Source organism: Chitinophaga agri, assembly GCF_010093065.1.
Lineage (GTDB): Bacteria > Bacteroidota > Bacteroidia > Chitinophagales > Chitinophagaceae > Chitinophaga > Chitinophaga agri.
The window spans coordinates 7768327-7783050 of record NZ_CP048113.1; the positions used below are offsets into that span (position 1 = coordinate 7768327).

Annotated in this window: 9 protein-coding genes; 2 read left to right on the top strand and 7 right to left on the bottom strand. The window is 48.5% G+C overall.

The features are described from left to right. Positions 1 to 34: 34 nt before the first annotated feature. A complete protein-coding gene (locus GWR21_RS30505; protein ID WP_162335467.1) occupies positions 35 to 1006 on the bottom strand; it encodes an aldo/keto reductase in 972 nt (323 codons plus the stop codon). 403 nt (positions 1007 to 1409) lie between these two features. Here GWR21_RS30505 and GWR21_RS30510 point away from each other — a divergent pair, with 403 nt between their 5' ends. Both GWR21_RS30510 and GWR21_RS30515 read left to right on the top strand, forming a co-directional pair. Continuing rightward, positions 1410 to 1658, top strand: coding sequence for a hypothetical protein (locus GWR21_RS30510; protein WP_162335468.1), 249 nt, complete (start codon positions 1410 to 1412; stop codon positions 1656 to 1658). A gap of 180 nt (positions 1659 to 1838) precedes the next feature. Further along, the gene (locus GWR21_RS30515) at positions 1839 to 2411 is read left to right on the top strand and encodes an RNA polymerase sigma-70 factor (RefSeq protein WP_162335469.1); all 573 of its coding nucleotides are present in this window, start codon (positions 1839 to 1841) and stop codon (positions 2409 to 2411) included. 102 nt (positions 2412 to 2513) lie between these two features. On the opposite strand, the gene GWR21_RS30520 is transcribed toward GWR21_RS30515, so the two are convergent. The 6 genes from GWR21_RS30520 to GWR21_RS30545 form a co-directional block, all read right to left on the bottom strand. Next, a complete protein-coding gene (locus GWR21_RS30520; RefSeq protein ID WP_162335470.1) occupies positions 2514 to 6110 on the bottom strand; it encodes a glycoside hydrolase family 2 TIM barrel-domain containing protein in 3597 nt (1198 codons plus the stop codon). Positions 6111 to 6132: 22 nt separating this feature from the next. Continuing rightward, positions 6133 to 7101, bottom strand: a complete 969-nt coding sequence (locus GWR21_RS30525) for a BT_3987 domain-containing protein (protein ID WP_162335471.1) — start codon at positions 7099 to 7101, stop codon at positions 6133 to 6135. A gap of 30 nt (positions 7102 to 7131) precedes the next feature. Then, complete coding sequence (locus GWR21_RS30530; RefSeq protein WP_162335472.1) at positions 7132 to 8880, bottom strand: RagB/SusD family nutrient uptake outer membrane protein; 1749 nt, start codon at positions 8878 to 8880, stop codon at positions 7132 to 7134. Positions 8881 to 8898: 18 nt separating this feature from the next. Continuing rightward, a complete protein-coding gene (locus GWR21_RS30535) occupies positions 8899 to 12195 on the bottom strand; it encodes a SusC/RagA family TonB-linked outer membrane protein (RefSeq protein ID WP_162335473.1) in 3297 nt (1098 codons plus the stop codon). Positions 12196 to 12458: 263 nt separating this feature from the next. Then, complete coding sequence (locus GWR21_RS30540; RefSeq protein WP_162335474.1) at positions 12459 to 13580, bottom strand: FecR family protein; 1122 nt, start codon at positions 13578 to 13580, stop codon at positions 12459 to 12461. A gap of 259 nt (positions 13581 to 13839) precedes the next feature. Beyond that, the gene (locus GWR21_RS30545; protein ID WP_162335475.1) at positions 13840 to 14379 is read right to left on the bottom strand and encodes a hypothetical protein; all 540 of its coding nucleotides are present in this window, start codon (positions 14377 to 14379) and stop codon (positions 13840 to 13842) included. Between the last annotated feature and the right edge of the window lie 345 nt (positions 14380 to 14724).

Sequence of the window (14724 nt, forward strand, 5' to 3'; positions counted from 1 at the left end):
ATAGGAAAGAGAAGGGGCTTGTAAGCCCCCCTCATTATCGCTGAAGGTAGGTGCCTCCGAGTATCGCGTTTTGAGAAAAATGGGTGTTAAGCGTATGCATTTCATCAGGCGTAAATACTATCTCCATTGCCTGTATGTTTTCCGGCAGCCTTGATCTCCGGCTCATACTGACCAGTGGCATGATATGATCGCCCTGTGCATTTACCCAGGCAATCGCCAGTTGTGTCGGCGTAAGTCCTTTATCCTTTGCCATCTGCTTTAATACTTCCACTTTTTCCAGGTTCTTTACCAGGTTGTCCCCCTGAAAGCGGGAGAAGTGGTGGCGATAGTCATTTTCAGGAAGTGGGGCTTTTAAATCGCCGGTCAGTAAGCCTTCTGCGGTATTCGCAAATGCCACAACGCCTATTCCCAGTGCTTTGGCCGTGGGAAGCAGGTCACTTTCTATCTGGCGGTCGGCCAGCGAGTAGCCTATTTCCAGTGCTGCTACGGGATGAATACTATGAGCTTTACGCAGCTGGTCGGCAGTTATTTCCGAGACGCCGAGATGACGCACCTTTCCCTCTTTTATCAGATCGGCGACAGTGCCGATCACATCTTCAACAGGAACACTGTTATCCAGCCGGCAGGGTTGGTAGAGATCGATGGTATCCACTCCCAGTCGTACCAGGGAGTAATTAATGAAGTTTTTGATAGCGATAGGACGGAGGTCTAATCCGAGTACCTTGCCACCGTAAAAGATCGCACCAAACTTAACACTGATAAAAGCGTCATCCCTTCTGCCTTTGATCGCTTTACCCACCAGCATTTCATTGTGCCCGCTGCCATAAAAGTCGCCTGTATTCAGGAAATTGATGCCGCTGTCCAGCGCCATTTCTATTGTAGCAATACTCTCGTTCTCGTCGGTTGCGGCGCGTCCCCAGGTAGAGGACATACGCATACAGCCCAAACCCAGTTTAGACACGAGTGGCCCGTTATTGCCCAGGGCGATCTTTGTTATTGTTGTCATTGCCATTATTAATTGATTTGATGACACAAAGATCCACTTTTGATAGCGGTCCTATTTTCCTTAATGGCTCAAATTACTTGCCTGGACGGCTCACCCGTCTTTATCCGTTTGGTTATAATGGCTCCTGATCCGGCTTAGTGTTTCGCGGGTTAGTCCCAGGTAAGAGGCGACCACCATAACGAGATAACGGAACTGCATTTTTTCTAACGTGTTGATTAGGGCGCCATAAACATAACAAGTATTTGAGTCTTTTTATGTTTATTGTCCGGCGGCTGAAAATCAGTATACGAAGGATGCCGTTTCGTTATAAAGAGATATTCAACAGGGAACCCATCGCCAGCCTATTGTATAACCTGAATAATTCCTTAACTTATGCCTCTAACAATAAAACCTATATTTTCCTATGACCACCAGGAAGCCCACAGAAATGAGCAATGACGAATTGCTGAAGAACGAAAAAACAGCCAAAATAGGGTTCACACTGTCACTCGTCGCGGTGTTATTGATGCTGGCAACTGGCATATACCTCACGCTGACAGATAAGAAGTTCAGTACTATGATCGCTATTGGCACCTCATTAAGTGTCATTGCAATAGTAAACGGTAAGAACTTAAAAGCTTTACAACAGGAGAAAAAAATCAGAAATTTATAACCCTGCTCACTGAGGCAATACCGGCCTCACCACATGGAGCGGTTGTGCTGAAATAGCATGGAGAAAAGCAACCAGTGCGCTTTTCTCCTCAGCTGTCAGCTGTAGGTGTCACATTTATCAGCTTGCTTTGATAAGCCACAAATTTAAATTACCTTTCGATATATATTTCCCGTTCCGATAATGCAGCCTGATAACTATACCAACCAAGAATTGCTGGGCCTTCTCAGGGCCGGTGAGCATAGGGCATTCAACGAGATCTACCATCGTTATTGGGATAAACTCTTCTATATTGCTGCCAAAAAGCTGGAGGAATACGGAGAAGCGGAAAGTATTGTACAAGACGTATTCGTAGATCTCTGGCGCCGCCGTGAGGAACTGGATATATATGAGACGCTGGAAGGTTACCTCGTAGTGGCGGTCAAATACCGCATCATTAACTACCTCGCCAGACAGGACCGTATCAGAACGTATGAGCAATACCTTATCAGCCAGTTAAATACAACACACTCCGGTACAGAAGAATGGATCAGCTTTGAAGAACTGCGCCGGTGGTTGATGAAGATGGTCTCGGGGCTCCCTGAGAAATGCCGTATGGCTTACCAGTTACGTGAGGAAGGGTATACGCAAAAAGAAATAGCGCGACAGATGCAGATTTCTGAAAAGACCGTAGAAACCCATATCAGCCGCGCTTTAAAAACTATCCGGGCCAGTATCAGTCAGCTTTTTTCTTCCCTGTTATCACTTCTTCTCTAATAGCTGAAAGCATGGAAGACAAACAACACGTTTGCCTTCCATACATGCTCATCTGCTGACACGCATATTTGAAATACACTGTGCCTGCTATAGTTACCTCGCCTACAGAACAGCCGGTCTTATGGTAAAAGACAGCTGACATGGTGCAACCGGTACCAGGTACTGTGGCAACTGAATAGGACCACAACTTCCATTACCCACACCCATCTGCGATGCATCCAGTGTGAGCACTGTTTCTTTCCGTGGTTTTAACTCATAGCGATGTGCAGCCTTGCCGAGGTCCTGGTCCGTTAAGTGCAGCGCGCTGAAGCTCATAGTGTCATGACTGACAATCTCAATCCCCCGTTTTGCGCCTGAAAGACGTAACCAGCGAACATCTTCCCGGTTACCCATTCCCTGTGGCTTATCATACAGCTCCTCCATGTCTTTCACCGCACGACTGAACCGGCCCACAAATGCCGATTCTTTACGGTCGATGTAGTTTTCATGTGGTCCGCGGCCGTACCAGTCTACCTGTTCCAGCCCTTCATCCAGTATCAGGCGTACCCCGAGGCGGTTGATGAACTGCGTGGTTTTATCGGGAGTGAGTGTGGCGTCTACTTTTATTTCACCAGTACCATAGATGATGTAGTCCAACCGGGCACTGACGCCGAAGCCGCTTTTGGTATGCACGCGAATAGCCGTTTTTATCTGGACTGCCGTCTGGTTAGGGATCACCTCCATCTTATTCAATGTATATTCCGGTTGATCATAACCCAGGGAACGGGTATCGTAGGGCTGTCCCCAGTCTCCCGTGTGGTCGTTGTCCAGCATGGCCCGGTAAAGGTTAACAGCAATGCCGTTGTCTATACCTGAGATGTATTGCTGCTGTCCATATGTCAATCCGGACAGACGGCCTGTTTGCTTATCGAACTGCACCAGCATGTCTTTTCCGGTAATGACCACATGGCTATCTGTCTGCTGTACCACAACTGGTCGCTGCGCATAATTATCCGCCACCAGCGGTTTGGCCGGTTGCTTTACCAGGAGTTGTTCTGCTGCTACGACATGCCCCTTTTTCGCCCACAACTGATCCTGTGACAAAGCCACTTCCATGTTCAGGAAGTACTCTCCAGCTGGCGATAAAGCTGACAGGTTACAGGGAACGGTCAGCACGGTATCCGCTCCTGGTTGCAGGGAGAGATACGGTAGTTCGCCCTGCTGTACGGCTTTACCATTTTCCAGTAAGGTCCATTTGATCCGGAAGTCAGAGAGGTGTAGGAATCCATACCGGTTACTGATCTTTACCAGTCCTTTTTGCAAACCGGCATCGGCAAACTTCACATACTGATAGACCTTTGCTACTTCCAGGAGTGCAGGCTTCACCTGACGATCAGATGTCACCAACCCTTTTATACTGAACGTACCATCATTCGGCTTATCTCCCAGATCTCCGCCGTAGGCGAAATAGGTTTTGCTGGTATCTCCCGGCACTTTTGCCTGGATACCCTGATCTACCCATTCCCATATGCAGCCACCGATCAGTCTTTTATGGCTTTCTATCGCATCCCAGTATTCTTTGAGGTTGCCTACCGAGTTGCCCATCGCATGCGCATATTCGCACATAAAATAAGGCTTCTCTGAGGGTGCTTTACCGCGTTCAATAATATAGTCAACGCTGGGGTACATATTGGACTCTATATCGCCTACCTGGTTCATTCCTTCATAGTGGATAGGACGTGACAGATCCAGCTTTCTCACCGCTTCCCTTGCCGCAACGAAGTTCGGTCCGGCACCGGCCTCATTGCCCAGTGACCAGATGATGACAGCCGCATGGTTCTTATCACGTTCTACCAGTCTTACAGTACGGTCAAGAATGGCCGGCTGCCAGGAAGGGTAGCTCGCTATCTTCTGGTGACCATGTGTTTCATGATTCGCCTCATCAATAATATACAGGCCATAATAGTCGCACAACTCCAGCCACACCGGATCATCCGGGTAATGACAGGAGCGTACGGTGTTAATATTATGCTGCTTCATCAGGAGGATGTCCTGTACCATACTTTCGACTGTCACCGCCTTCCCCAGTACCGGATGTATCTCATGCCTGTTAACACCTTTCAGCAGTACTGGTGTACCATTCACCAGCAAACGGCTGTCGCTGATCTTCACATCCCTGATACCAAATTTAGACGTCAGTACTTCTGTTACCTGTCCGGACGCATCCTTCAGGGTAAGGAGAACCGTATAAAGTGCCGGTGTTTCGGCAGACCATAATAACGGATGATCTACATCGCAGGATAGATGGCAGGTGGCTGCCGGCCCTTTAGCCGGTGCTGTGATATTGACAGGTGCTATCTTTCCGGCAGACTTGCCGTCCTTATCCAGTATTACTGCCTCCAGCGTCGCACTTGTGCCCTTGCCATTGTTCTGCAGCTTTGCTTCAATGGAAAAATGTGCGGACGTATGATCCGTATTTAACGCCGAACGCATGAAGTAGTCACGGATATGCAGTTTCGGCACAGCAAAGAGGTATACTCTTCTGTGAATACCACTGAAACGTGTCATATCCTGGTCTTCCAGGTAACTCCCATCACTGTATTTATATACCTGTACTGCAATGGTGTTCTTTCCCGGTTTCACATATGCACCTATGTTAAACTCAGCGGGACTGAAGCTGTTTTCAGAATAGCCTACCTGCTTCCCGTTTACCCAGACATACATGGCGCTGATCACTCCATCGAAATGCAGGAAGATATCCCTGCCTTTCCAGCCGGCTGGTATGATGAATTCCCTGCGGTAGGAGCCAACAGGATTCGGCTCCCTGGCAGCGGTCCAGTCACCTGGTACTGTGCCCATTACTCTGGGTGGATCATTCCTGAACGGATACGTGATATTCGTATAGATCGGCGTACCATATCCCTGCATTTCCATATTAGAGGGTACCGGTATTGTCTTCCAGTCACTGTCATCATATCCGGTACGGTAGAAGTCTTTGGGTCTGTCGGCGGGTTGTTTTACCCAGTTGAATTTCCATTGACCATTTAATGACTGGTAATAAGGAGAGATATTGCCGGAATCACTGAAAGGCGTCGCTTCCGTTGCTGCTTTTACTGATGGAAAGGGAATATAGGTAACGTGGGCCGGCTCTTTATGAACGGCAAACACGCGCTCATCTTCCCAGTAGTCTCCTTTTTGCGCTGCAGGCGTCGTGATCTTCGCTTTTACAGGAAGGATCCGCCAGTATTGAGAAGGATCTGTACTATCCGCTGGTGCCTGGAATAATCGTGCCTTACGCGTACAGAGACGCTGTCCGCTGGCGACGCTGGTAATGGTGAACGTTCCGTTTGGTTCCTGGTGGATCAGCCATTGCTGGTTGCGGTTATCAGGTTCATGGTCCCACAACAGTACGGGGTTCCCATTTTTGCCTGCCCTGTTGCCATTGTCGATACTTTTCTGGCCGAGCGCCATATTGACCATCCATGCGCCATTCTCCAGTCGCTGTAATGTCCATGCCTGTGTAGCTGCTTTCTTTACTGCCGGAGCCAGTTCCACAGGCGCATTATTCTGACGGTTCTCCTTAACATCGGCCACCTGTTCCTGCTGGCCGACTAACTGATAATATTTCTTTTGATCGAATTGTGCTGATGACTGTAAATACATCAGTACAAAGCCTGCCGTCACTGCGCGGACCTTCCATGTAAATAGCATTGGTTTCATATATCTCTAAATCTATAATGTCCTAAAAAGCGCCCAGTTCAGCAAGGTGTGTATACGGTACATTACCAAAGTTGCTTAATATGGTTATTTTAAAATAACGTCCTTCGGGGAACGTTGTTACAAAAAAACGTTGTACTGCGTTCACATTTTGCAACGTAAATGTTCCTGCATCTGTCCAGGTAGTGCTATCATCACTTACCTCCAGCTTTACCTGGTTGGGTTTACCACTGTTGGTACTCTGTCTGCCAGTCATCACCAGACCATGAATGGTTTTCTTTTCTCCCATATCAATGGTCATCCAATGTGGGGGCGGTGCAAAGCCTCCATCCCACTTCGTGTGCCAGAATGTAGCGGTGTTTCCGTCTATTGTGTGCATGCCCAGTCCACCGTTAGCTCCTTCTGCCGGTTCTTCAGATGAGATGCCGGCGACTGACCATTGCGTACGGTCATAATCGGTAAAATCAGTAAAGTCGAGAGATGCGCGTATAATGTAGTAAGCCGTCTGTAAGGCCGTGTTCAGCTTCACGTTATTACTCACCTGTTTAATAGAGACAGCCAGCAGATAATCTTTGAACAGTACCATCCCTTTCGTGGGATTGATGCTGATCGCCAGGGGCGCTGTTGACATTTCTCCTGATGGGATAACGCTGCTCAGTGTTTCCAGCTGATAGCAGCTTTCTGGTAACACCGCATAATTGGTTCCATACTGTGTATTATAGGTGGCCACTTTAGCTACGTCATTGATGAATTCAACGCTGATCGGTTGTGCAGGTTTCTGGAACCCGCCATAGCTCGCGCCATACGTGATCTTGTAGGTAGTATCCGCCATACGGAGTACCGGTGTGTTCATGTTCCTGGCCGCCGCTGCCATGTATACCTGACTCGAAGCGGCAACCTGATCTTCCTTTGGAATTTCGATCTTCTCACAGCCGGTTATGAAAAGTAGTAACACCGGTAACAGGAGAGAAGCTGTTATATATCTGAATGTCATGTTTTATCGTGATTGTAGTGATGAATGTTTTTACCAACCCGGATTCTGTACGAGTTTAAGACCGCGGTCCATTTCATACTGTGATAGCGGGAACCAGTAATAAGCGTCTTTCCACGCGCGTGTATCGGCTATCACCCGCTGATAGAATTCCGTACCATCTTTATTTACGTTCATACCATGGAGGTCTGTCATGATGGATTTTACGATCTTCCATCTCCTCACGTCAAACCAGCGATGACATTCGAACGCCAGTTCAATACGTCGCTCAGCCCGGATCATTTCAATCAGTTCCGCGCCATGCAAGGTCGGCATCTCACCACTGCCATATTCGATAATACCCGCTCTCTTGCGGATCAGGTTAAGGTATTTCAGTGCTTCTGCATCATTGCCGCCATATTCAGCCAATGCTTCTGCATAGTTGAGATAGATCTCACCCAGACGTATCAGCACATAGGGACGACTGTTACTAATGCCTGCCAGCCTGTTGGTCTCGGGAGACACATTTTTCGCCACCAGGTAACCGGTGTGGGAATAATCTTCGCCTCCGTTTTTCTTCCCGTCCTTACCGGAATAGGTCATGTCAACGGTGATAGAATCCTGTGTAATGGCACCACCTTTATATTTCGCACCATTGTACAGGATGGATGCATAGAAGCGTGGCTCCCGGTTCAGGTACATATTATGCACGCCATTGGTAAAGCCTGTTTCCGTGTAGAGCGGTGATTTTGAAATGGGCAGTCCATCTTTCATGAAATAGGCGTCCACCATTTCCTGCACAGGAGAGATGCCATTCCATCCGCCGGCGGAGCGTAGCGAACAGTTGTAATCCCAGTTCCACAGGTCATTATCTTTACGCACGAAAATACATTCGTCATTCCATGGCATTAAATGAATACCCCGGTAAGACTTCACCGGGTCGCCGGAAGGGTCTTCATACAATCTATACAGGTTAAGGTCAATGACTGCTTTTGCCGCATCTGCCGCTTTTTTCCAGCGCTCCCGGTCAGGCGCCTGAGAGATGAAAGGCTTTCCCGCTGTATTCACAAATGATGCAAATGCGGTGTTCCCGTTATATTCCGGACTTGCGGCATACAACAGGAGTCTGGACTTGATCGCCAGTGCTGCTCCTTTGGTCGCCCTGCCATAATCGCGGTCGCTGGCTGGTACCAGGGGTAATGCAGTTGCTGCCTTATCCAGTTCTGCTGCGATGTAGTCGACACATTCATCGAAGGTATTGCGTGGCAGCATCATATCTGCTGATGGGGCATCTGCCGGGAGCTCATTATCTCCCAGCAGTACTGCCGGCCCATACTGACGTATGATCATGAAATAGAACCACGCACGCAGGAAGCGCGCTTCTCCTTTATACTGGTCGATCAGCTTTTGACCATCCAGCGCCAGTATTTCTTTATTCCCATCAATATGATTAATAAAATACGTAGCCGAACGTATGCCATTGTAGTAAGACTGCCACGTGTAGAATGGCGCTGTACCCGGACTGAAGTTGCCGATATTCACCTGGTAGATAGTCCATTTAGCCCAGGCCACATTGATCTCATCACAGTTGCCCGTCCACGGATTCCCGTTCCATTGGTCACTTTCATCGCGGACGTAGTTGTAGATATTCGCCAGGTATTCTTCAGAAGGTCTTTTCTTCTGAAATACTTCTTCGATGGTTTGTCTGTCATTGGGGACCTGGTCCAGAAATTTAGAGCAGGACGATACAAGTATTAACAGCAAACAGATGCTTATATATTGAAAGGTGGTATTTTTTTTCATGTCTTGAAGGGTTTGTTGTTAGAACCGGCAGTCGATGCCAAAGCTGTATGTTTTCAGCAAAGGATACTGCGCGCCTTTACCATCTCCGAGCTCCACGTCCCACAGCTTGAAACTGCTGAAGGTAGCGGCATTATAGCCTACTGCATAGACCCTGAAGTTGCTGATGCCATGATTGTTCAGCCAGCGTTTGTTTTGTAGCGTATAGCTAACTTCCACATTCTGTAAGCGCAGAAATGCCCCATTTTTGATCCACCAGGTGCTGTTGGAATAGTTGGAGTTTGAGGTGGAAGGGTAGGTGAGCCGCGGGTACCATGGGTGTCGGTTATCACCATCCGGTGTCCAGCGATCGGTGATGTTACTGTAGAGATTCCCTCTGGAGCCTTCTTTCTGAAATGGTTGTAACCCCTCACCATTAAGTGATATATCTACATTGCTGATACCTTTGATCCAGGTGCCAACACTGAACCCCTTATAGGTGAAAGATGGGCCGAAGCCATAGACGATCTCAGGAATAGAACCATAACCAATAGGTCCCTGGTCATAGTTGTCAATACGACCATCGCCGTTGAGGTCCTGGTACCTGATATCACCGGGCTGTATATCGCCTGTCTGAACCGGGCTGTTGGCAATTTCCTCTCTGGACTGGAACAGTCCTAAAGCCGTTAATCCGAAACGTTGTCCCAGTTTGCGTCCTATCACCTGCTGCCAGGAGTACGGCCAGCGTGCATTAGCATCTTCCTTCACAATAGCACGGTTCCATACGAAGTTGCCACGGAATTCGAAGTACAGGTCTTTGGTCAGTTGTTTATTGAATGTAATGGTCGCGTCTACCCCCTTGTTCTTTACCGCACCGAGGTTACCATAGGGTGCCCGCTGAATGCCTGAATAGTTAGGCAGGTCGCCACGTTGACGGAATATGCCGTCCCGGTTTTCCATGAAGAGATCGGCAGTGACGGATAATGCCTCCTTCAATGTACGCAGTTCTACGCCCACGTTGGTCTTCTTTGCACGTTCCCAGGTTACATCGACAGCATAGTCGCCCACATCGAGCCCGCCGTAATTGTTGTTGGTATTCTTACCAAAGGAGTATCCTGTCGTAGTCGCCACGGTTGAAATGTACGCAAAACGACGACCGCCAATGCTGCTGTTACCCACGATGCCATAGGAACCACGGAACTTCAGGAACTGTATGGTCTGTTTGATGGGCTGAAAGAAACGTTCATTGGAGGCTACCCATCCTACACCATAAGAAGGGAAGAAACCAAAGCGGGCGTTCTTACTGAATGTCTCAGAGCCATTATAACCGAGGTTCAGTTCCAGTAGATAGCGCTCATCATATCCATAGGTTGCTCTTGCAGCAACGCCCTGGTAGCGGTAGGGAATGGCATCAATGAAGTTGCCGGCAAATGCGTCGGTACGATCGCTCTGGTTGTATAATAACATGCCGGTCACATCGTGTTTGCCGAAGGAGCTGTTATAGTTAATTGCCGCTTCAGAATAGAACTGGCGGCTGCCGTTGTTGTTCCTGGTGTAGCCGAGGTAGCTGGAGCCAACGCGGGTTTGCTCGAATACCAGGTTTCCGGCAGCATCGCGGTTGGTCGCAAACCACGTATCCACTGTTTTAGTGCGGGAGATCTGGTGATAGTTGTAGTTGTCAAAAGAGAACATGCCGTACATGGACAGGCCTTTCAGCAGCGGACTTAAATCCTGTGTGATGCGTGCGTTTGACCACAGCTGGCTGTTTGTATTGTTGACATAACCGCTTTGCGTGAGCATGTCGTAGGGATTCGCTTCTTCACCGCGTACCTGAGGAATGAGACCATTGGAATATTTGACGGGGATGATGGTCGGCGGCATGATATAGGCAGCATTCCAGATATCGCCGGTCCCTTTGCCGGGATAGTTGCCGTCGGAGATCCAGCCGGAGGCGCCAAAATCTACTTTTGTATTTTTAAATACCTGTAAGGTGAGGTTACTGGTAAAGTTGTAGCGGGTAAATCTGATGGCCGAATTATACTGTGCCAGTTCATCTGTTTTATATAAACCGGTTTCGTTGTAATAGCCTGCAGACAGATAATAGGTAGCTCTTTCTGATCCACCGCTGGCATTCAGGTTGACCCTTCTGTTATACCCGTATTTGTTAAACATTTCCTTCATCCAGTTGACGTTCGGATAAAGATCCGGATCACTGCCGTCGGCAGTCTTCTGTATTTTCTCTTCCGAATAGAGCGGAGTGGCACGTGGGTTGGTATTGGCATAGGCTTCATTTGCCATGCGGAGGTAAGTGACACCATCTGCGAACTGCGGTGTTTTCGTGAACTGGGTGATACCCTGGTTCAACTGCACATTGACCTGCGGTTTGCCCTGTTTACCTTTTTTAGTTTCGATCAGGATAACGCCGTTGGCGCCACGCACGCCATATACCGCCGTAGCGGAAGCATCTTTCAGAATGGTAAAGCTGGCAATGTCTTCCGGGTCGATATTATTGAACGTCCTTTCCACGCCATCTACGAGTACCAGTGGACTGCTGTTGGTAAAAGTAGAGATACCCCGGATGTATATCTGCGAACCATCGTAGCCTGGTTCTCCGCTACGTTGTACACCAATGACACCTGCTACACGGCCGGCGATGGCATTGGTCAGGTTGGCCGATGGGATCTTCAGGTCTTCCGCTTTAATGGAAGACTGTGCGCCGATCAGGCTGATCCTCTTCTGGCGCCCATATCCGACCACGACGATATCTTTCACACTACCACTTTTTGCTTCCAGTACGATGTTAATGGTCAGCTGGTCGCGGATAGCGATGGTTTGCTGGGAGTAGCCGATATACGAGAACTGTACAGAGTCGCCAACGTTGGCCCCGATACTGTATCGTCCCTGGTCATTGGTGGGCACGACCTTCCCGCTTCTTTTGTTCAGGACCGTGGCGCCGGGTAGTATTAAGCCTGCGGCATCTACTACACGACCGCTGATAGTCAGTCTGGGCGTATCGGCGACAGGCGGCAGCGACGCGTGACTGACAGCGCGGAGTCTGATAAATACGTTCCCCCCTTCCAGCGAATAGCTGACAGGCTGATCCCGGGTGAGCAGGTCCAGGACCTCTGTTAAACTGGCACCGTTCACCTGTATAGTAACAGGCGAGGTATGCTTCATAAGCACTTCTTTATAGAAGATAGAAATGCCTGTCTGTCGTGTCAGCTCAGGAAATATTTCCTGGAGGCTTTTGTTGCGGACAGAGAGTGAGACCTTTTGCGAATAGCCTACCGCATTGACGTGCAGGAAAGTCACAAGGAGTAAAAAAGCCGTTAACTTCATTATCAGCCATATTTTGGTTGATGACTTCATTCCATACGAAGCCCGTGCATTACTTTGAAAATGCATAAATTTGCAATGTTTGGTGGTTCTAAATCAGATTTCACCCGCTTTGCGGATGGAACCCAGTTACATGATTTTGGCTTTCCAGACATTTGAACGGGGGTGTTCCCAGCACCTCCGTTTCTGCTGGTAATTGTTTACGTGGTCAGTTACGATACATACATGTCCTGCATGTGGATTTTTGTTTTATAATCAGATACTTATTAAGGCAAAATGGTCACCTGTCGTCCTTCGGTTTTAAAATGCAGTGAGCTGGCTGTTGACAGTAGTTTTAATACATCCGATAACTTTGCATTTCTGCTGATACTTCCCCCATATAGTTCGTTGCTATTTCCTGCCAGATTGATAAATTCAATATCGTACCATCGGGAGATCTCCCTGAGGACTCCTTCAAAGTCTGCGTCGTTGAAAATGAAAAGGCCATTTTTCCAGGCCAGCGTTTTGTCTATGTTACCTGTTTTCACAGCGAGTGTCCCTGTATTCAGATCAGCAACCGCCTGTTGCTGAGGTTTTAGTTGTTTTATTGCAAGGCCGTTGATCACCTGTACGCTGCCGGTGACAAGTGTGGTGTTAATATGCTTTTCATCAGGATAGGCCATAATATCGAAACTGGTGCCCAGTACCTTGATATGTAATCCGCCCGCTTTCACATGAAAGGGCTGATTGGCCATCTGTGCCACTTCGAAATATGCCTGGCCGACCAGTTCCACCGTTCTTTCGTTTTTGTCAAACGCAGTGGGGTAGGTCAGTTTACTGGCAGCGTTCAGCCATACACGGGTGCCATCCGGTAACGTGATGGTGAATTTTCCGCCCCGTGGGGTAGCAAGTGTATTGATCTGCACAGTGGCGGAGGTGGTATGCTGATAGGAGAGCATGCCACTGTCTTCTTTAATGGCCTGATCGAGCCGCGCGCCGGTTGCCATATCATCCAGTATGACCTGGTCGCCATTCCCGAGCGTAAGTACGGCCTTGTTGCCGGCAGGCAGCGGGTCCGTTACAGCGATGCTGGTCTTTTTATCAACAATGGCGGAGGGAGTGAATAGCTGATATGCGATCATTGCGACCAATAAGACCGCTGCGGCGGCTGAAGTAATGATCAGGCGTCTTTGTGTCCTATTGGGTCTGATCCTGTCGGAAATGGCCTTTTTAATGCGTTTTTCGTGGATCTCCCGGCTGGCGGCAAAATCAGCGGGAATATCCAGCGTCTCACCATCGTCGTGGTTCAGCCACCGGGTCAGTTCTTCCTCCTCTTTTGGGGAGATCGTACCTTCCATTAGCTTACGGGAGAGTTCCCGGATACGTATGTTAGCATGTTCGTTGGCCATGTCAGAGATGTCTTTGCTTATAACAAGGTCAAACGAAAAGGCATGCACCCTGAACGGGGAGCAAAATATTTTTGTAGGAAGAGGGAGGGCATAGATTAACCAGTCGTGCTTCATAGGGCATACGAAGGCATTACCCCTGGCGTTCCAATGGTTTTATAAATTCCTGCATTTATTAATGCGAGCGAAGAGCGGCGTTACGGCCGACCGTAATACTGCCTCACCCCGGATGATAGGGTCCTGTATGCGGCGGAGTCTTCTGTTACAGCAATAGTAATTCTCTGACTGATCTGTTACCCGGCAGATCAGCCACTACCACAATGATCTTTCCGCCTGCAGGCAGCGTGGTTGGGTGATAGCGCCAGTCTATCCCGTTACGGCCTAAGACAGCGGGTCCGCTTTCCTTGATGACACCGTCAGCATCAACTACCTGCACCTGCACTTCCGCTACGCGAAATTCATCCTGCGTTGTCACAACCACTTCAGTTCCTTCCAGCCGGAGTTGCTGCACTTCCAGAGAGCGATACGCATCTTTTACCGCCATATTATAGGCATTCTGTCCCGGACCTGCGAGTGAAGCATAATAGGCCTTTATCGCAGGATCATTCATCATGTCCCTGGCCAGATCGGCCGCGACACGCATTTTGTGCCTGGCTTCCAGCTGTTTCTGTGTTGGTTTTCTGTTAGAAGGGCGGCGTTTCTTTGCCATGATGATCTGCCCGTTCCGTTCGTAAATAGTGAGTTGTTTTCCAATCGTGCCCCGCACGAGTTGCAGGAGGATATTATCCTTAACAATGGCCATAAATGTCAGTTTTGAGGTTTATAGGTACAAAGCTATTTGTATCCTTCTGAAAAGCATGTGGTATTCATATAAAATAAGTACTAATACTGCATATAAAGGGTACTTATATATCCTGTTGATATTGAAGTGCCCTTTATATGATATTCCGGTGACCGGAAAATAAGCAGACCAGATAGTATACAGCAGATAGTTGCACAGGTATCTTACGCTATATCACCTGATCGTAGGCACAAGGTAAAGTGTGACCGGCCCCGGCGACTGCGTGTAGGTTACAGCCATGTCTGCTTACCTTTTCAGCGATATTCTGTCGCCTTTTACGATAACCCTTTTGTTAACTTAAAACTA